Source organism: Bacillus cereus group sp. N12 (genome assembly GCF_016483575.1).
Taxonomy (GTDB): Bacteria; Bacillota; Bacilli; order Bacillales; family Bacillaceae_G; genus Bacillus_A; species Bacillus_A toyonensis.
Genome location: NZ_JAEHBO010000016.1, coordinates 71,232 through 89,432, shown reverse-complemented (window position 1 = coordinate 89,432; position 18,201 = coordinate 71,232). Strand labels below are relative to the sequence as shown.

The window sequence follows — 18,201 nt, the reverse complement described above, 5'->3', positions numbered from 1 at the left end:
TGTAAGTGTATCACATGTAACGGTATTTGGAGGATGAGGTAAAGTATGAAACGTTTTTTTGCAGCATTGTTTACTATACTAGGTGCGATAACTGCCCTTGGGATTTTCTTTACAAATAAAGTGATGTACTTGAAGAAAAAAACAGAGGAAGAAGTTCTAGAAAGAGAATCGAAAAAACATTTTCGTATAGAAGATTTTGATGCTCTTCATAAAGAAGAAATTCATATCCCTTCGCAATTCGGATATGATCTTCATGGATATTACATTCCTGCAGGTCATTCCAACAAGTTTATGGTTTTTTGTCACGGCGTAACTGTAAACAAAATGAACTCTGTAAAATATGCAAACTTATTTTTAAGCAGAGGATATAATGTCCTTATTTATGATCATCGTCGTCATGGTAAAACCGGAGGAAAAACAACAAGCTATGGATACTATGAAAAACATGATTTAAAATCAGTAGTTGACTGGCTAAAAAGTCGTTTTGGCACAAATATAATACTCGGTATTCATGGTGAATCTATGGGCGCTGCAACACTACTTCAATACGCAGGACTTGTAGAAGATGGTGCTGATTTCTATATTGCAGATTGTCCTTTTTCTGATTTCTATGGGCAATTACAGCACCGCTTAAAGGTTGAATTCCATTTACCCAAATGGCCTTTATTACCATTAGCAAATGCTTTTTTAAAAGTTCGTGACGGGTATACAATTCGTGAAGTTTCACCAATCGACTGTATAAAAAACATTAACAATCCCGTTCTCTTTATTCATAGTAAAGATGACGATTATATTTTAGCCGATATGACAAAAGCTCTATATGAAGCAAAAGAAAATAATAAACAACTTTATATTGCAGAACACGGTGCACACGCTTGCTCTTATAACGAAAATAAAGAGGAGTATGAAGCAGCTCTTGATCAATTTTTGAACACATACGTAAAAGAAACAAAAAACAGGCTTGCATAAGCCTGTTTTTTTCATTGCGATAAAACGTCTGTAACTTGTTCCATGTTTTCAGAAATCCATTGCACAGCTTCATCTAGCGTTGGAAATTCTGTCGTTTGAAACGTTACCTCATCTTGAAGTAACCAAACATCCTTCGCTTCTTGTCCTACACCGGCAATCGACCAGTGCAATAAACTATATGGATGATTATCATTCAAAAATGATGCCCACGTGCGCTCATTTGCAATATTTCGTAATGTAAGTAATTGTTTATCCATCTTTCGTCACCTTACTCTAGTCAGTTATAAAAAACATTATAACACTCTCTTCTCTCCCAAAGAAAGTGTTCTTTTTATCCCGCGTTAACGGGCAGTGAGACTCCCATCTCAAAATTCGGCTGAAGCAAAGAAGTTAGGCGGGAGATTAACTGCCCGTAATCGCCCGATTGGTGAAGGCTAATAATCAGTGGAATGAACCCCCTCCACTAATTAAAGTTTCACTTTATATTGTCAAGCGCTTCCCTTGATTATATGATGAAATTAAGCGTTTGGGAAGGAGGGATAGCGTTGGCAAAAGTACAAATTAAAGTAAATGATAATGGCTCTTTTCGCGTTACAGGGGACGTGGAATTAGTCGACTCACAAGGGAATGTATTCCCAGCAAAACCAGCATTTTCTTTATGCCGTTGTGGTTTATCAAAAAATATGCCTTATTGCGATGCTTCGCATAAAGGTAAATTCGAATCTGTTGTTAGAGCACCAGAGGCAAAGTAATTTTGTATGTGACATGCACATTTTTTGTGCATGTTTTTTCTTTTAATCAAAGTCTGGATATTCCTTTTGCTAACAACATTTCTAACACTTTTGTCTCCATTTCAATCTCCATATATTTTCACACAATTCTTCACATTCAAATATTTTTTGCTAGCCTTTTTTCTTTTTTGTGCTATAATTTGACCAAACAGCATCCTTCGGGGTCGGGTGAAATTCCCAACCGGCGGTGATGAAGTGAAAACTTCTAAGTCCGTGACCCGTTTTCAACTCGAAAACGGTGGATCTAGTGAAACTCTAGGGCCGACAGTATAGTCTGGATGGGAGAAGGATATGTTTCTAGTTTTTTATATAGTGAATACACTTTTATTTCAGTATGCATATTTTTATACATTCATTTTGAATTTATATATATGTTTAGTTTTCTATACTCATTTTTTATACTGAAATAAAAAAGAGACAACTAGTGTTTAAAAAATTCGATATTTTGCTAGGTTTTTTCCTTATGCAAAAATGTCAATCATCGCTAGGTTTCTTTCCTGTACTTTCGTATTCGAACTATAATTCTAGAAATCACGTCTCCCAAACCCCAAGGATATTAAATCCTTGGGGTTTTTTGATTTTTTTAGGAGAGGTGAAGAGAATGACTGATCAAGAATATATGAGGATTGCCTTGCAATTAGCTAAGGGGACATCAGGACAAACGAGTCCGAATCCTATGGTTGGTGCTGTTGTTGTAAAAGATGGAAACATCGTCGGAATGGGCGCTCATTTACGTGCTGGTGAAGAACACGCGGAAGTTCATGCCCTTCATATGGCTGGTGAGAAAGCCAAAAACGCTACCGTCTATGTAACACTTGAGCCGTGTAGCCACTTTGGAAAAACACCACCTTGCTGTGAATTACTCATCGAAAAGGGAGTTAAGCGTGTTGTAATTGCTACTCTCGATTGTAATCCGCTCGTTTCTGGTAACGGAAAAAGAAGATTAGAGGAAGCTGGAATTGAAGTAACTACCGGTGTTCTTGAAGCAGAAGCAGTTTTATTAAATCGTTACTTTTTTCACTACATGAAAACGAAACGCCCATTTGTCACGATAAAAACCGCGATGAGCTTAGATGGCAAAACAGCCACTGTAACTGGTGAAAGTAAGTGGATTACTGGTGCAGAAGCACGCGCTGACGTTCACCAATATCGCCATACACATGATGCAATTCTTGTTGGCGTGAATACAGTTATAGCCGACAATCCACATTTAACAACAAGAATTCCAAATGGCGGGAAACATTCTATTCGCATTATTTTAGATACCCATTTACGAACGCCACCATCTTCTCATGTCATAACAGATACTTTAGCACCGACATGGATTATTGTAGGTAAGAATGTAAATAAAGAGAAAATAGCTTCTTATGAATCTAAAAATATAGCGATATTCCAAATGAAAACGAAGCAAATTGAAATTCAAGATGTTTTAGATCTACTCGGTGAAAAACAAATCCTGTCTCTCTTCATCGAAGGTGGACAAACTGTTCATGCAAGTTTCTTACAAACAAACAATTTCAATGAAATTGTAACCTATATAAGCCCGAAATTAATTGGCGGGAAAGGTGCTCCTACTCTTTTTGGAGGAAACGGTTTTTCAAAATTACAAGATTCGCTTTCCATGAAAATTCAAGAGATGAAACAAATTGGCGATGATATCAAAATTATTGCGACTGCCCGAAATGAGGTGACGAAATGTTTACAGGAATTGTAGAAGAATTAGGAACGATCACAAACATGCAACAAAGCGGAGAAGCGATGAAATTAACGATCCATGCAAATGAAATTTTATCTGATGTCCATTTAGGTGATAGTATCGCGGTTAACGGGATTTGCTTAACTGTAACGAGCTTTACAACTACTTCATTTACAGTTGATGCAATGCCTGAAACGCTGAAATCAACATCACTTCGCCTGCTTAAATCACACTCTAAAGTAAATTTAGAGCGGGCCATGGCTGCAAACGGGCGCTTTGGTGGACATTTCGTTTCAGGACATATCGATGGCATCGGGACAATTTTAACTAAAAAACAACATTACAATGCCGTCTATTACAAAATAGCAATTTCCGATGAATTGCTACGCTATTGTTTGCATAAAGGATCCGTTGCTGTTGATGGAACGAGTTTAACGATATTTGATATAGACGAATCTTCCATAACAATTTCACTCATCCCACACACAGTAAGCGAATCTGTCATCGGAGAAAAGAATGCCGGAGATATCGTAAACATTGAGTGTGACATGATTGGTAAATATATCGAACGCTTTATTTCTAAACCTGTAAAACGAACGGGGTCAATGTCCGAAAGCTTTTTACAAGAAAACGGATTTCTATAAGGGGGAAACATAATGTTTCATCGTATTGAAGAAGCTCTAGAAGATTTAAAACAAGGAAAAGTCGTTATCGTATGCGACGATGAAAACCGAGAAAATGAAGGCGATTTTATCGCTTTAGCAGAGTATATTACGCCAGAAACAATTAATTTTATGATTACACATGGTCGCGGCCTCGTTTGCGTACCGATTACGGAAGGGTACGCAGAGCGCCTACAATTAGAACCAATGGTATCTCATAATACAGATTCACATCATACTGCGTTTACAGTGAGCATTGATCATGTTTCTACAACAACAGGGATTAGCGCTCACGAACGTGCAACTACGATACAAGAATTGTTAAACCCTGCATCTAAAGGTGCTGATTTCAATCGACCTGGACATATCTTTCCATTAATCGCAAAAGAAGGCGGTGTCCTTCGCCGTTCAGGTCATACAGAAGCTGCTGTCGATTTAGCAAAACTTTGCGGAGCAGAACCTGCTGGAGTCATTTGCGAGATTATTAATGAGGACGGTACGATGGCACGTGTACCTGATTTACTACAGTGCGCAAAACAATTTGATATAAAAATGATTACGATAGAAGATTTAATTGTTTATCGCCGCCATCATGAAACACTTGTGACGAGAGAAGTGGAAATTACCTTACCTACAGATTTCGGTACTTTCCAAGCAATTGGCTATTCTAACTCATTAGATACGAAAGAACATATTGCGCTCATAAAAGGTGATATTTCAACAGGTGAACCGGTGCTTGTACGTGTTCATTCTGAATGTTTAACAGGAGATGTATTCGGTTCATGTCGCTGTGATTGCGGACCACAACTCCATGCAGCACTTGCTCAAATTGAGCGTGAAGGAAAAGGTGTTCTTCTTTATATGAGACAAGAAGGACGAGGCATCGGGCTTCTTAATAAGCTTCGCGCTTATAAATTGCAGGAAGAAGGATTCGATACTGTAGAAGCAAATGAAAAACTCGGCTTCCCTGCTGACCTTCGTGATTATGGTATCGGCGCTCAAATATTAAAAGATTTAGGCTTACAAAGTTTACGATTATTAACGAATAATCCAAGAAAAATTGCTGGCTTACAAGGTTACGATTTAGAAGTAGTCGAGCGTGTACCGTTGCAAATGCCAACAAAAGAAGAGAATAAAACATATTTACAAACGAAAGTAAACAAATTAGGACATTTATTAAACTTATAATCAAAGGAGAGATTTATTATGGTATTCGAAGGTCATTTAGTTGGTACAGGATTAAAAGTTGGGGTTGTTGTTGGACGTTTTAATGAATTTATTACAAGTAAATTACTTGGCGGCGCTTTAGACGGATTAAAACGTCACGGCGTAGAAGAAAATGATATTGATGTCGCTTGGGTTCCTGGTGCATTTGAAATTCCTTTAATCGCTAAAAAGATGGCCTGTAGCGGAAAGTATGATGCTGTTATTACTTTAGGTACTGTAATCCGTGGAGCTACTACACATTACGATTACGTTTGTAATGAAGTAGCAAAAGGTGTTGCGTCTTTATCACTACAAACTGACATCCCTGTTATTTTCGGTGTATTAACGACAGAAACAATTGAACAAGCGATTGAACGTGCAGGTACGAAAGCTGGTAATAAAGGATATGAATCAGCCGTTGCTGCCATTGAAATGGCTCACTTATCAAAACAATGGGCATAAAAAAAGAGGCTGCGGCCTCTTTTTATTTTTTCGCTTTTTTTCGTACATCTTTTATTAATTCATTCATCGTTTTTCCTTCTGTCTTTATACGAAGTGCTTGCGCTGTTCTCCATACATTCTCTCTTTTTTTCGCTTCTTCTATAATAGTAATTTCTTTTCGTACTTCCTTTAAATCTTTCCCTTCCGTTTTCAATCCAAAATGTTCAGCTTTCGTTCGAAAATGTTGTTCAATTCTTTGTTGCATCTCTTTTTGTTCAGGATTTTCAGCGGCCTTAACTGGATCAGTACTTATTGCTTTTATTAAAATTAGACAGGTCATAATCGCTAATATGTATTTGTGCATGTAAAATCCTCCAACCCAATATAAAATACATATTTACTATGTACAACTAGGGCTTGGAAAATTCGTCCGCAAAAATTCTTTTTCTCACTCAAAACCCATTCGTATCAAGTGATAATAGCCTTTTATTACATTTTATTTACAAAAAAAGCAAACTCTTTTACAAGTTTGCTTTTTCCTCTATCTTATAGTGCACATTCCTCAATCTCAAATCCTAAATCTTCAATCATACCCCAGTCTGCAGTTGGCTCTTGTCCAGCTGTCGTTAAGTAATCCCCGACAAAAATAGAGTTTGCTGCAAATAAGCCGAGTGGCTGTACAGAACGTAAATTAATTTCGCGACCTCCTGAAATACGAATTTCTTTTGTTGGGTTTACGAAACGCATCATCGCCAATACTTTTAAACATTCTACAGGTGTTAACTCTTTTTGTCCTTCAAGCGGTGTGCCCTTTACAGCAACGAGGAAATTACACGGAATAGAATCTGCATCTATACGTTGTAATTCAAATGCTATTTCAGCACGTTCTTCAATTGTTTCTCCCATTCCAAAAATCGCCCCAGAGCATGGTGAAATACCAGCTTGTTTCGCTTTTTGAACCGTATCAACACGATCGTCATACGTATGAGTTGAGCAAATGCTTTCATAATTGTTTTCATGTGTATTTAAGTTGTGGTTATAACGATGAACACCAGCTTCTGCTAAGCGTCCTGCTTGATCTTCGTTTAAGAAACCTAAACAGCAACAAATCTTCAAATCTGTCGTTTCACGAATTTCCTTCACAGCCCCAATTACGTGATTTACTTCTTTATCTGTCGGGCGACGGCCAGATGCTACAATACAATATGTACCCGCTTTACGGCGAATTGCTTCATGTGCTCCTTCTACAATCTTCTCCTGCGTTAACCATGCATATTTATCAATTGGTGCTTCTGAAATAATAGACTGTGAACAATACCCACAATCTTCAGGACATAAGCCAGATTTCGTATTAATAATCATATTCAATTTTATTTTCTTACCAAAATGATGATGACGAATGATGTAGGCTGCATTCATAATTTCTAAAACTTCTGTATCATCAGCTTCTAATATTGCTATTGCATCTTCTTTCGTAATCATTTTCTCTTCTACTACGTCGTATGCAAGTTTTTTCCAATCCCTTTTTGTTTGTACTTGTTTCATTTCATCTCTTCCCCTCTTTTGTTATATACGTAAATAAAGCATGATACGTTGCCATTATCCCTTCATTTCCCGTGAAGTCTCTTTCGTATATACGAAGCATCGCACGAAAGAGTGAGGGACTTTGGCAATATGATTCTTCATTACTATTGGTCGCTCCTACTTTTCGAATAGAATGCAGAAACTCTCTAACTTCTGCAAAACTCTCTATGTAACATGTTTCAGAAACATGTACATCCCCTGTTTCTATCTTGCATATATGGCGTAACTGATCTTTCGAATAAAAACGTTGACCTATCACTATTTCATTTCGTATATTTTTTTCTTCTTTCGCCCTCCGAAACGAATTGTGAAGCTCTTGAAAAGTTTCTTGTCCAAACGTTGAAAAGAGTAGTATCCCATCTGTAGACAAATGATGAAATAGATTTTTAATCACTTGTTTTAAATCATTTAGCCATTGAAATGTAGCATTTGAAATAATGACATCATATGATTCTTCTAATCGTAATCGTTCGATATCTTCACAGTGAAACGTTACATTTTTTACATTTTGTCTAGTTTTCGCAACCGCAATCATACTTTCAGCAAAATCAATAGCTGTAATATGCGCTTTTGGAAATAAGTTTGATAATTTCTCTGTGACATAACCTGTCCCGCATCCAAGTTCTAAAATACGTATCGATGAATTTGCACTATATCGTCGATTCAATGTAGAAAGTAATGAATGTGCCATCTTTTTTTGTACATTTGCATATTGATCGTAAGATACAGCTGCCACGTTAAACCGTTTTTGCAGTAACGTTTTGTTGATCATGTCGTATCCCCTCTACAAATTGAATTACCTCATTTGCGCAATATTCAAAATTCGTTATACATAATGCGTGTCCTGCCTCACTTACTACCTTGAGTGTTACATTTGTATTGTCCGCCATACTATGAGCAGCAGACAATGGACATATTACATCCTGCTCTCCATGAATAAATAGTATAGGTGCTTGAATTTCTTTCAGCTCTCCTCTCATATCTGTTTCTATTAAATAATCCAAACCTAATTGTAAAGACTGAATAGAATCCCCTTTAAAATGTTTTACAATATCTTCAAAACATTTATTCTCTTTCAACTCATCTTTCGTAAACATATTTTCATAGAACCGCTTGAGCGTATCTTCTTTCTTCCCCACCAAATTCTTTTTCAGCCGTTCTACATGCAAAGAATTCCATCCACTTGTATAGTCACTCGTATTTGTAAATTTAGCAGTACCACCAATTAATACGATACCTTTCGCCTTAATCTTTTTATAGGCTTGAATTGCCGCTAAAGCTCCTAATGACCATCCAACTAAAATTACATTTTCATCATGCGCTACATCTATTATTCGTTCCGCAAACTCGCCTATCTCTTTCACGTTACGCCAATCTATGCATTGAACAGGATATTCTTTGAAATACGGAAGTACTAAATCCCAAACATTTTCTTCCATTCCCCATCCAGGGATAAAAATAATCTTTAGCTCTTTCATACGAAAAGCTCCTCTTCTTTCGCAATGTGAATAATTTGGTCAATGGCCCATTTTAAATCAGCTATTGTATGTTGTGACGTAACAGCAAAACGGACCCGGGAACTATTAATTGGAACCGTCGGTGGACGAATTGCAATTGCTGCGATGTCTACCTCTTGTAATCTTTTACTAAACCGTAAAGCATTTTCATTTGAACCGACTACAATCGGTACAATATGAGTTGAGCTATTCCCAATATCAAAACCAGCTTCTCGTAAATGGGTTCTGAAATATGCACCATTCGCTATAAGACTCTCTCTTCTTTCGTTATCTTCTTTCACAATTTCAATTGCTTTTCGTATCGCCCCTAATATTCCTGGTGGTAAGGCTGTAGTAAAAATAAAGCTTCTCATCATATTTCGTAAATACTCTATATAAATTGCATCGCCTGTCAAATACGCACCATAGCACCCTAAAGCTTTACTAAACGTCCCCATATGTATATCAATTTTTTGAGCAATGTCTTTTTCTATATGAGATAACCCAGCTCCATCGATTCCATATATTCCACTCGCATGCGCTTCATCAACTATAATGATTGCCCCGTATTTCTCCTTAAGCTGCACTAATTCTCTCAAGTATGCAGTATCACCATCCATACTAAAAACAGTATCAGTTACGATTAATTTCCTCTTTTCAGGTGACGCTATTTTCAATAACTTCTCTAAATGATCCAAATCATTGTGACGATACCTTTTATGTTCTGCGCCGCTTAATATAATTCCATCAACAATACTTGCGTGATTTAATTTATCACTAAACACAATATCGTGACGACAGGCTAAAGCAGATATAGCACCTACATTTGCTGTATATCCACTATTTACAATTAGTGCTCTTTCAGTACCTTTCCAGTTGCATACACTTCTCTCAACCTCTTCATACAATGGATAATTTCCTACAACGAGGCGAGAGGCAGTCGCACCAGTTCCATATTTTTTTGTACACGCAATAGCAGCTTCTTTTAATCTTTCATCCCCAGCTAATCCTAAATAATTATTTGATGCTAAATTTAACAACCTTTTTTTATCTCGAATAAGCCACGTCTCTTCTGCTTGCTCTGTTACATGCAAATTACGATACTGTCCTTGCTCATGTAATTGTTGTAATTTAGATTGAAGATGTGTGCGCCACGTTTGATTCATTTTGAATGAACTCCTCTAATTTTGAAATCATAATATGTTCTTTTGCTGATTCCAATAATTTTTCCCTAGTAAATTCACCTTCAAGAAATGGTAATAAACCTAAAACTGGTACTCCACTTAACTCCTCAATCATTTCTTCATTTTCTTGCACTCTTTCTTTGTCACATTCTTTACAACTAGACAAAATTACACCTGCTACTGTTAAACCGTGTGCCTGTGCATAAGAAATTGTTAAGACAGTATGATTTACTGTCCCTAGCGTAGGGCGAGCTACTATAATAAGAGGCAACTGTAATTGTTTTGCGAAATCAATTACTAAACTATCTTCAGTATATGGGACTGCAAGCCCGCCTGCCCCTTCGACAAATACGCTATTAAACTCTTTTAATAGTTCTTCATAGTGCCTCATAATGTCTTTTAACTTTACGACTCTTCCAGCTCTTTTCATCGCAAGTCTCGGAGCAAGCGGTTCTTCAATGGAATAAGGACAAATTTCATCTTCTTTTGTCGGTACACCCGATAATGCTTTTAATCTTGCTGCATCTCCCTCAGGGTTTGATGCAACATGTCCACTTTGCAACGGTTTATATACCCCTACGTTATATCCCAACTCTCTATATACACCTGCTAACGCACCTGCAACCACAGTTTTTCCAACTTCAGTATCTGTTGCTGTTATGAAAAAACCGCTCATTCTTCTCCCTCCGTAACATCTGAGATTGCTTTATATAAAATGCGTAACATATCATCAATCTCATCAATTGTAGAAGCAAGAGGAGGCATAAATACAATCGTGTTACCGAGCGGTCGTAAAATCATGCCAAGATCTCTTGAGCGTTTACATACTTGCACACCGACTCTTTCTGTCCATTCAAACGATTCTTTCGTTTCCTTATTCTTCACTAGTTCAATACCAACCATTAACCCACACTGACGAATATCACCTACATGTTTATATGCAAAGAGCGCTTCTAATTGCTTTGCTACATATTCTGTTTTACGTGCAACATCTTCTATTAAATTTGTTTTTTCATATAATTCTAGATTCGCAATTGCTACTGCACACCCTAACGGATTACCTGTGTAACTATGACCATGGAAAAATGATTTTTGTTCCTCATATTCTCCTAAGAAGGCATTATATATTTCGTCTGTCGTTACCGTAACTGCAACCGGTAAATAACCACCTGTTAAACCTTTCCCAGCGGTTAAAATGTCTGGCGTCACATTTTCATGTTCACATGCAAACATTTTTCCAGTGCGCCCAAATCCCGTTGCTACTTCATCCGTAATAAATAAAACATTATATGTTGTACATAAATCCCTTAGCCCTTTTAAATATCCTTTCGGCATTGTAATCATACCGCCAGCACCTTGCATTAAAGGTTCTACAATAATAGCTGCAATTTCTTCATGTTTTTCTTTCAGCATTTCTTCCATTTCTTCTAAATGTTTTTTTACAATTTGTTCCTTATTATCTCCATAAGGAGAACGATATGTATATGGATACGGCATTTTAATTGCTTCAAATAAGAGTGAACTATACACTTGGTGAAACAAGTCTATTGCTCCTACTGAAACAGCACCAATCGTATCACCGTGATATGCTTCTTTTAATGTAACAAATCTTTGTTTTCTCGGTTTCCCTTTATGTTGCCAATATTGGAAAGCCATCTTAATTGCTATTTCAACAGCTGTAGAACCAGAGTCTGAATAGAACACCTTCTTCAATCCTTCTGGTACAACCTCAATAATTTTTTCTGCTAATAAAATTGATGGAACGTTAGCAAGTCCTAACATAGTAGAATGAGCAATTTTATTTAATTGCTCACGAATTGCTTCATCTAATTCTGGCACTTGATGTCCGTGAACATTTAGCCAAATAGATGAAACCCCATCCCAATATTCATTTCCATTTACATCGTATAGCTTTCTTCCCTCTCCACGTTCAATAATGACAGGATCTTCTTCTAAATAATCTTTCATTTGTGTAAATGGGTGCCATACGTAAGCTTTATTTTTCTCTGATAATTCTTCATATGTATAAGATGATTTTTCAGTCGTATTACTATTTACAGTCACAATTGTCACCCCTAATGTTAACTAGTTTATAGATATAGTTAACATTAAATCCAAAAGACTGTCAATTATTTTTAAATTAAAAAGTTCTTAAAAAAGAACAACTTATCATACGATAAGTTGTTCTACTTTCCATGCTGTATCTTTCCGATTTCTAAAATAATCTCTTCATCTTTTTTTCCTTCTGTATCAATTCCCAGTTGTTTTGCGTGCTCAATTAATAAATCATGACGCTTCTCAAATCTAGCTGTGTTTACTTCTTTCGTAATTTCCTCTTTTGTTTTCTCATCAGTAGAAACTCCTAGTTTCGCAGCTGCTTTTTCCATCGACTTCTTCTCTTCCGTTTCTTTCACTTTCTTCACTTCTGATTGCTGGATTTGCTTTTGCTTCACCTGCTCTGATTCAGCTGCAAAAGCTGTGTAAATTCCAGAAATTCCGCCAATGACTAGTAAGGTGGTAAAAAGAATTAGTTTTTTCTTCACTCTTTTCTCCCCTTTCGAATTCATTATAACGCACATTTTTCAATGTTAAAACCTATCTCCTTTATTTCCCTAAAAAAATATTACACATTTTTATTGACATGTATGATGAATATATGATAAAAATTTAACTAACATCATATGAATCGGCGTTGATAGGATTTAGTAGTATTTCGATTTCTGATTTCAGAGAGCTGGTGGTCGGTGCGAACCAGTACAGAGCGAATTATGAATTACCCCCTGGAGCTTCTTTTACGAAACGTAAGGAGTAGTGAAAGACGGTTATAGACCGTTATGTCTAAAGAGTGGTGAAACGACACTGTTTCACAATTTAGGGTGGTACCGCGAATTTTTCGTCCCTGCATATATTGCAGGGGCGTTTTTTATTTTATTAACGCATATCATACGACCCTTTATTTTGTGATACATTCATTTTACAAGCTAGGGTGGTACCGCGATTTCTTCGTCCCTGCATAATTATATGCAGGGACGTTTTTTTATCCAATCATTTCCGTATCATATAGAAGTATTAACAAATTACCGGTAATTTGTCAAAAAATTCTAAAATTTAAAAGGAAATATACAATATTGGCGAATTTTATATAAAAAAGGCTATTCTCGATTAATTAGGAGGGGAAAACAATGGTTTCAAAAATTGAATCTGTTCTTTTAACAATTTTTATCTTTTTCTGTATTGGTTTTAGTGTTATTCAATTAGAAGTTTCACCGCATATCCCGATTTTATTCGGTATCGTTATTTTATTAGCGTTTGGGTTTATGAAAAAAATCTCTTGGTCTACTATGGAAAAAGGGATGATCAGTAGTATTTCAGCGGGGATTCCATCTATTTTTATTTTCTTACTTGTAGGCGTATTAATTAGTGTATGGATCGCAGCTGGAACAATTCCAACTTTAATGGTATACGGCTTCCAACTTGTATCTCCGAAAATTTTCGTTCCAACTGTTTTTGTTGTTTGTGCGATTGTTGGAACGAGTATCGGTAGTGCATTTACAACTGCTGCAACTGTAGGACTTGCCTTTATGGGCATGGGTAGTGCTCTTGGATACGATCCAGCGCTTATCGCTGGTGCAATTATTTCTGGTGCATTCTTTGGGGATAAAATGTCTCCTTTATCTGATACAACAAACTTAGCTCCTGCTGTAACCGGTGTAGATTTATTTGAACATATTCGTAACATGCTTTGGACGACAGTTCCAGCTTTCATTATTGCTTTTATTGCATATTTCATTTTAGGCAGTGGATCTGGAGGCAATGTTGATTTCACATCCTTTATTAGCACGTTAGAAAAAAATGCAACAATTTCTATCGTTACACTTATTCCAATTTTATTACTGTTCCTATTCGCATTCAAAAAGGTTCCAGCAGTTCCAACATTACTTGCTGGAATCGTAGTAGGAATCATTATTCTCTTTATTTTCAAACCTAGTACATCTCTAACTGATTTAATGAAAATTATGCAGGACGGTTACGTTTCTAAAACTGGTATAAAAGATATTGATAGCTTATTATCTCGCGGCGGTTTACAAAGTATGATGATGTCCGTTGCCCTTATTTTCCTAGCTCTTTGCATGGGAGGATTACTACAAGGGATGGGTATTATCGCGCAGCTGATGAATATCATCTCTAGCTTTGTTAAAAATAGTACACGCTTAATTATTTCTACTGCTTCAACTGCAATTGGTGTAAACTTCTTACTCGGCGAACAATACTTGTCAATCGTTTTAACAGGACAAGCATTCGCTAACAAATACGATGAAGTTGGTTTAGAACGTCGTAATTTATCACGAGTACTAGAAGATGCTGGTACAGTAATTAATCCACTCGTACCATGGGGTGTAAGTGGCGTATTCTTAACAAACGTCCTTAGCGTTCCAACATTCGATTACCTGCCATACACAATCTTCTGTTTAGCTTGTCCAGTTGTAACCATTATCGTCGGCTTTACTGGATTCGGTCTTTCATGGAAAAAAGAAAAAGCAGTACCAGTTTCATAATATACAAGTAAAAAAAGGATTACCGATTGCGGTAATCCTTTTTTTATACAACACTTTACTATCTATTTGCTTTCTTTCTTCTAAATAACATAAGTAATCCCGCTCCAACAAATGCAAGACCCGCTCCAATTGTAGAAGCAACACTTGCACCTGTTTTCGGTAAATCACGCTCATCTTTGTCAGCTTCTTTATTTTCACTTACAGTTGTCGTTGTTTCTTTTGTATTTTGATCATCTGTTGTAGTTTGTCCAGATCCTGCATTGTTTCCACTATTACCTTCATTTGTTGGTGGTGTCGTTGGATTTCCTCCATTATTACCTTCACCTGTTGGTGGTGTCGTTGGATTCCCTCCATTATTGCCTTCACCTGTTGGTGGTGTCGTTGGATTTCCTCCATTATTACCTTCACCTGTTGGTGGTGTTGTTGGTTTTTCTCCACCATCGTTCTTCTTCGTTATATCAATTGCATATTTTGCAAATTCATTTTCAGATGGTCCAACATATGATATTTTCCCATCTTTCTTTATATACTTTTGTGCATTTGGTGAAGAATCGAATGTTGTATTTAATTTATCTGCAACAATCGGCTTAAATGTCCAGTTTTGATCGGCTGCTGGATTAATAACTGGTGTTTCTTGCATATACTTCACAATGATTTGACGTGTTTCATCTTGTGATTGGTATACAACTTCCCCTTTACTTACACCTGGGAACGTTTGGCTACTTCCACGATAGTTATTTGTAGCGACGATAAATTCTTGATTGTCAGCTACTGGCTTACCTTTATACGTCATATTTACAATACGATTCGCATTTTCCCTTATAACTTTTCCATCTTTATCATATTTTGCTGGTTGCGTCACATCAATTTCGTATTTTAAACCATCTAAAATATCAAAGTTATATGTAGGATAGCCTATATTTACTAACGGCTGTTCTTTCGTTTCCTTTGGATCAATTTTATTAAACTGACCTGCAGACATTTCAAGCCATTCTTTCACTTGTGCCCCATTTACTTTTACAGCATATAAAGTATTTGGATATACATATAAATCTGCAACGTTTTTAATTGCTAACGTTCCAGCTGGAATATCCGTATAATATGTAGCACCGTTTCGGCCACCTGCTTTAAATGGTGCGCCTGCAGATAAAACTGGTATACCTTTAAACTTTTCGTACTCTGGTTTTTTAAGTTCTTGTTCTACGTACCATTTTTGCGCATTTGTCACAATTTGTACGGAAGGATCATCCTGTACTAGTGAAAAATAACTATTAATTGGTGCAGTCGTTTTACCTACAGGTGTATTTACATATTCGATTGTCTTTTCATGTTCATCTTTAATTTCATTAACTAATTTTTGATCCGACTGTACTAATGGATTACCTTTACCATCAGCAATCTTACGAAGTGCTGGCTTAGGTTGATCCTTTTTTTGTACTTCCCATTTTCCGTTTACCTTTTTCAATTGCATATCAATAATACCTAAGTTACTGCCAAAAACGCCAGGCATTACAACTGGAACACCATTAAATATATCCTGCACTTCAGTATGTGAATGTCCCATTAATACTGCATCTACGTCAGGAACCTCTGTTAAATAATACGACGCGTTTTCCATACCAACGTTGTATCCACTTTTATCAACACCGGAATGAGCTAGTGCAACGATAACATCTGCACCTTCTGCTTTCATTTTTGGTACCATTTTCTTCGCTGTTTCAACTATATCTTTCGCTTTAACTTTTCCTTCTAAATTTGCTTTATCCCAGTTCATAACTTGAGGTGGAACAAATCCCATTACGCCAATTTTCACCTTTTGTTTTTGTCCTGATTCATCCACTACTTCTTTCTCAAAAATATGATATGGTTTATCAAAGTAATGCTTGTCATTCTCATCATTACCATCATGGTCATCTATATAGACATTCGAGTTAATAACCGGGAAATCCGTTTTTTTAATCACTTTTTTTAAATACTCTAAACCGTAGTTAAATTCATGATTCCCAAGAGAGATGACGTCATACTTCATTAAATTCATTACACGATATAATGGATGGACATAGTTAGTATCAACAGAATTCTCCTGATCTTTTATTTTATTCGCTACATAATCTCCAAGCGGCGTCCCTTGTAATGCATCCCCATCATCAAATAGGACCGAGTTCTTCACTTCTTCACGTGCTTTATTAACGAGTGTTGCCGTTTGCACGAGACCTACTTTATTATCTGTTTTCGTTTGATAATAATCGTAATTCATTAAGTTAACGTGAATATCTGATGTTTCTAGAATTCGTAAGTTAACTGTACTCTCCCCAGTATTCTCATCCGCATGAGCTGTTGTTGGCAATACTTGCGGCGCTATTACACCTATAGCAAGAGTTGCTCCAGCTAGCATTTTTTTTGACTTTTTCACAAAAAATCCCCCTTATACAATTACCAGAAATAATGAAATGAATCCCTATCGGTCCATAATCACATACCTTTTTTCTTCTATTAGAGACACGATTTTCATTTCATCCTGCGCTAACGAGTAGTCCCCTTAAACGCTCGATTGATGAAGACTAACAATTAACGGGAGATAAAGCTCCCACTAAGTAGCATTTCACCTTATCTGACATTATCATATATAAAACTCTTTCGTATCGTCAATATTTTTTGACAAACTTCAACAAATTTTCTGTAAAGTTATTGTAAACTTTTCATAAACATATAATATGCCCTTACATTGCTAATACTGCTGAATATGATACAATTACCAATTACAAGGAGGATGAATTTATGAAAAAAGTCATCTTAATAGTTGTTTGTCTCCTCCTTCTAATCATTTCTTATTCTAATTTTGAAAAGAACGATGAGACAAAACAAAACGAACCTGAAGACAAAACAGAGAAAACATCTGCTCCAAGTTGGATTGATAAGCAAACAAACGACTCCTTTTATCACCTCGTATTAGGTGATTCACTCGCTAAAGGATATGGATCGACACAAGGTGGATTTGCTGAATTAGCTTCCAGACAAATAGAAGCACAAATTCATAAACCAATTACAGTAGAAAATCTTGGGATAAACGGCCTTACTACAGATCGTCTCGCTAAAAAAGTTCAATCAGAAGATGTAAAGCAAAAAATTAGAGCTGCAAATATAATTACGATTAATATTGGAGGAAATAATTTATTTCGCTTAAATCGTGATGTCGGTGTTATAGATGGTATTAAAATGTTAAATAAAGAAAAAGCTCATTTTGAAGCGGATATAAAAACTATTGTAAAGACAGTTCGAGATCAAAATCCGAACGCTTTACTCATTCTCTCAGAACTCTATAACCCGTTACAACTCGATGACTCCATCGCAAGTTATGCAGACATGTTTTTAGACGGATGGAATGAATCCGTTTATTCCATTTCAAAAGCAAATCAACCGTCTATCGTTTTACCAATTCGTAAATTAATATCGAATGATAAAAAAGATTTACTATTTGACCAAGTGCACCCAAATGATAACGGCTATGCGATTATTGCTAATACATTTACAAAGCAAGTGTTATCCTACAAATATTAAAGCTGCTGTGAAACAATTCTATTTTTATACCATGTCTTTTTTGTTACAATGAAAGTGG

General features: G+C 36.3%; 18 protein-coding genes, 1 riboswitch and 1 other annotated feature. Of the genes, 8 read left to right on the top strand and 10 right to left on the bottom strand.

Annotated features, from left to right (window positions below):
- Window positions 1–45: 45 nt before the first annotated feature.
- On the top strand, window positions 46–969 hold the full coding sequence (locus JDS92_RS11285) for an alpha/beta hydrolase (protein ID WP_000819222.1): 924 nt from the start codon (window positions 46–48) through the stop codon (window positions 967–969).
- 11 nt (window positions 970–980) lie between these two features.
- Here the strand turns inward: JDS92_RS11285 and JDS92_RS11280 are convergent, their stop codons facing one another.
- A complete protein-coding gene (locus JDS92_RS11280; RefSeq protein WP_000360799.1) occupies window positions 981–1,226 on the bottom strand; it encodes a DUF2552 family protein in 246 nt (81 codons plus the stop codon).
- A 252-nt stretch (window positions 1,227–1,478) separates the two neighbouring features.
- Between JDS92_RS11280 and JDS92_RS11275 the strand changes: the two genes are divergently transcribed.
- The 5 genes from JDS92_RS11275 to ribH all read left to right on the top strand — a co-directional run bounded on the left by JDS92_RS11275 (window position 1,479) and on the right by ribH (window position 5,786).
- Entirely contained in the window at window positions 1,479–1,721 is a 243-nt protein-coding gene (locus JDS92_RS11275; protein WP_002039507.1) for a CDGSH iron-sulfur domain-containing protein, read from the top strand.
- A 189-nt stretch (window positions 1,722–1,910) separates the two neighbouring features.
- Window positions 1,911–2,054: riboswitch (FMN riboswitch) on the top strand.
- A gap of 307 nt (window positions 2,055–2,361) precedes the next feature.
- Complete coding sequence (gene ribD / locus JDS92_RS11270; RefSeq protein ID WP_199631942.1) at window positions 2,362–3,474, top strand: bifunctional diaminohydroxyphosphoribosylaminopyrimidine deaminase/5-amino-6-(5-phosphoribosylamino)uracil reductase RibD; 1,113 nt, start codon at window positions 2,362–2,364, stop codon at window positions 3,472–3,474.
- Entirely contained in the window at window positions 3,456–4,100 is a 645-nt protein-coding gene (gene ribE / locus JDS92_RS11265) for a riboflavin synthase subunit alpha (RefSeq protein WP_199631941.1), read from the top strand. The genes ribD and ribE overlap by 19 nt, the downstream gene beginning before the upstream one ends.
- Window positions 4,101–4,112: 12 nt before the next feature.
- Window positions 4,113–5,306, top strand: coding sequence for a bifunctional 3,4-dihydroxy-2-butanone 4-phosphate synthase/GTP cyclohydrolase II (gene ribBA, locus JDS92_RS11260; protein ID WP_000469004.1), 1,194 nt, complete (start codon window positions 4,113–4,115; stop codon window positions 5,304–5,306).
- 18 nt (window positions 5,307–5,324) lie between these two features.
- The gene (gene ribH / locus JDS92_RS11255; protein WP_199631940.1) at window positions 5,325–5,786 is read left to right on the top strand and encodes a 6,7-dimethyl-8-ribityllumazine synthase; all 462 of its coding nucleotides are present in this window, start codon (window positions 5,325–5,327) and stop codon (window positions 5,784–5,786) included.
- A 22-nt stretch (window positions 5,787–5,808) separates the two neighbouring features.
- Here the strand turns inward: ribH and JDS92_RS11250 are convergent, their stop codons facing one another.
- From JDS92_RS11250 to JDS92_RS11215, 8 genes are all read right to left on the bottom strand, one after another.
- Window positions 5,809–6,129, bottom strand: coding sequence for a hypothetical protein (locus JDS92_RS11250; RefSeq protein WP_000549775.1), 321 nt, complete (start codon window positions 6,127–6,129; stop codon window positions 5,809–5,811).
- Window positions 6,130–6,311: 182 nt separating this feature from the next.
- Entirely contained in the window at window positions 6,312–7,310 is a 999-nt protein-coding gene (bioB, locus tag JDS92_RS11245) for a biotin synthase (RefSeq protein ID WP_000815851.1), read from the bottom strand.
- A 1-nt stretch (window position 7,311) separates the two neighbouring features.
- A complete protein-coding gene (bioC, locus tag JDS92_RS11240; RefSeq protein WP_199631939.1) occupies window positions 7,312–8,121 on the bottom strand; it encodes a malonyl-ACP O-methyltransferase BioC in 810 nt (269 codons plus the stop codon).
- Window positions 8,087–8,827, bottom strand: a complete 741-nt coding sequence (locus JDS92_RS11235) for an alpha/beta fold hydrolase (protein WP_000661287.1) — start codon at window positions 8,825–8,827, stop codon at window positions 8,087–8,089. The genes bioC and JDS92_RS11235 overlap by 35 nt, the downstream gene beginning before the upstream one ends.
- Window positions 8,824–10,011 carry an 8-amino-7-oxononanoate synthase gene (gene bioF, locus JDS92_RS11230; RefSeq protein WP_001077303.1) on the bottom strand — a complete coding sequence of 396 codons (1,188 nt, stop codon included), beginning with the start codon at window positions 10,009–10,011 and terminating at the stop codon, window positions 8,824–8,826. The genes JDS92_RS11235 and bioF overlap by 4 nt, the downstream gene beginning before the upstream one ends.
- Complete coding sequence (gene bioD / locus JDS92_RS11225; protein WP_199631938.1) at window positions 9,977–10,705, bottom strand: dethiobiotin synthase; 729 nt, start codon at window positions 10,703–10,705, stop codon at window positions 9,977–9,979. The genes bioF and bioD overlap by 35 nt, the downstream gene beginning before the upstream one ends.
- On the bottom strand, window positions 10,702–12,093 hold the full coding sequence (gene bioA / locus JDS92_RS11220) for an adenosylmethionine--8-amino-7-oxononanoate transaminase (RefSeq protein WP_000217832.1): 1,392 nt from the start codon (window positions 12,091–12,093) through the stop codon (window positions 10,702–10,704). Before bioA ends, bioD begins: the two co-directional genes overlap by 4 nt.
- 122 nt (window positions 12,094–12,215) lie before the next feature.
- Entirely contained in the window at window positions 12,216–12,572 is a 357-nt protein-coding gene (locus JDS92_RS11215) for a hypothetical protein (protein ID WP_199631937.1), read from the bottom strand.
- 140 nt (window positions 12,573–12,712) lie between these two features.
- Window positions 12,713–12,933, top strand: a binding site (T-box leader).
- Between the two features lie 278 nt (window positions 12,934–13,211).
- Here JDS92_RS11215 and nhaC point away from each other — a divergent pair.
- Complete coding sequence (nhaC, locus tag JDS92_RS11210) at window positions 13,212–14,585, top strand: Na+/H+ antiporter NhaC (RefSeq protein ID WP_199631936.1); 1,374 nt, start codon at window positions 13,212–13,214, stop codon at window positions 14,583–14,585.
- A gap of 58 nt (window positions 14,586–14,643) precedes the next feature.
- On the opposite strand, the gene cpdB is transcribed toward nhaC, so the two are convergent.
- A complete protein-coding gene (gene cpdB, locus JDS92_RS11205) occupies window positions 14,644–16,998 on the bottom strand; it encodes a bifunctional 2',3'-cyclic-nucleotide 2'-phosphodiesterase/3'-nucleotidase (protein ID WP_199631935.1) in 2,355 nt (784 codons plus the stop codon).
- 365 nt (window positions 16,999–17,363) lie between these two features.
- Between cpdB and JDS92_RS11200 the strand changes: the two genes are divergently transcribed.
- Window positions 17,364–18,143 (top strand): GDSL-type esterase/lipase family protein, encoded by a 780-nt coding sequence (locus JDS92_RS11200; RefSeq protein WP_000755809.1) that lies wholly within the window; start codon window positions 17,364–17,366, stop codon window positions 18,141–18,143.
- Window positions 18,144–18,201 lie beyond the last annotated feature (58 nt).

What these genes read in the sequence shown, in the direction of transcription:
- JDS92_RS11285 (WP_000819222.1), top strand. Translation starts at nt 46, where the DNA reads ATGAAACGTTTTTTTGCAGCATTGTTTACTATACTAGGTGCGATAACT.
- JDS92_RS11280 (WP_000360799.1), bottom strand. Translation starts at nt 1,226, where the DNA reads ATGGATAAACAATTACTTACATTACGAAATATTGCAAATGAGCGCACG.
- JDS92_RS11275 (WP_002039507.1), top strand. Translation starts at nt 1,479, where the DNA reads ATGATGAAATTAAGCGTTTGGGAAGGAGGGATAGCGTTGGCAAAAGTA.
- ribD (WP_199631942.1), top strand. Translation starts at nt 2,362, where the DNA reads ATGACTGATCAAGAATATATGAGGATTGCCTTGCAATTAGCTAAGGGG.
- ribE (WP_199631941.1), top strand. Translation starts at nt 3,456, where the DNA reads ATGTTTACAGGAATTGTAGAAGAATTAGGAACGATCACAAACATGCAA.
- ribBA (WP_000469004.1), top strand. Translation starts at nt 4,113, where the DNA reads ATGTTTCATCGTATTGAAGAAGCTCTAGAAGATTTAAAACAAGGAAAA.
- ribH (WP_199631940.1), top strand. Translation starts at nt 5,325, where the DNA reads ATGGTATTCGAAGGTCATTTAGTTGGTACAGGATTAAAAGTTGGGGTT.
- JDS92_RS11250 (WP_000549775.1), bottom strand. Translation starts at nt 6,129, where the DNA reads ATGCACAAATACATATTAGCGATTATGACCTGTCTAATTTTAATAAAA.
- bioB (WP_000815851.1), bottom strand. Translation starts at nt 7,310, where the DNA reads ATGAAACAAGTACAAACAAAAAGGGATTGGAAAAAACTTGCATACGAC.
- bioC (WP_199631939.1), bottom strand. Translation starts at nt 8,121, where the DNA reads ATGATCAACAAAACGTTACTGCAAAAACGGTTTAACGTGGCAGCTGTA.
- JDS92_RS11235 (WP_000661287.1), bottom strand. Translation starts at nt 8,827, where the DNA reads ATGAAAGAGCTAAAGATTATTTTTATCCCTGGATGGGGAATGGAAGAA.
- bioF (WP_001077303.1), bottom strand. Translation starts at nt 10,011, where the DNA reads ATGAATCAAACGTGGCGCACACATCTTCAATCTAAATTACAACAATTA.
- bioD (WP_199631938.1), bottom strand. Translation starts at nt 10,705, where the DNA reads ATGAGCGGTTTTTTCATAACAGCAACAGATACTGAAGTTGGAAAAACT.
- nhaC (WP_199631936.1), top strand. Translation starts at nt 13,212, where the DNA reads ATGGTTTCAAAAATTGAATCTGTTCTTTTAACAATTTTTATCTTTTTC.
- JDS92_RS11200 (WP_000755809.1), top strand. Translation starts at nt 17,364, where the DNA reads ATGAAAAAAGTCATCTTAATAGTTGTTTGTCTCCTCCTTCTAATCATT.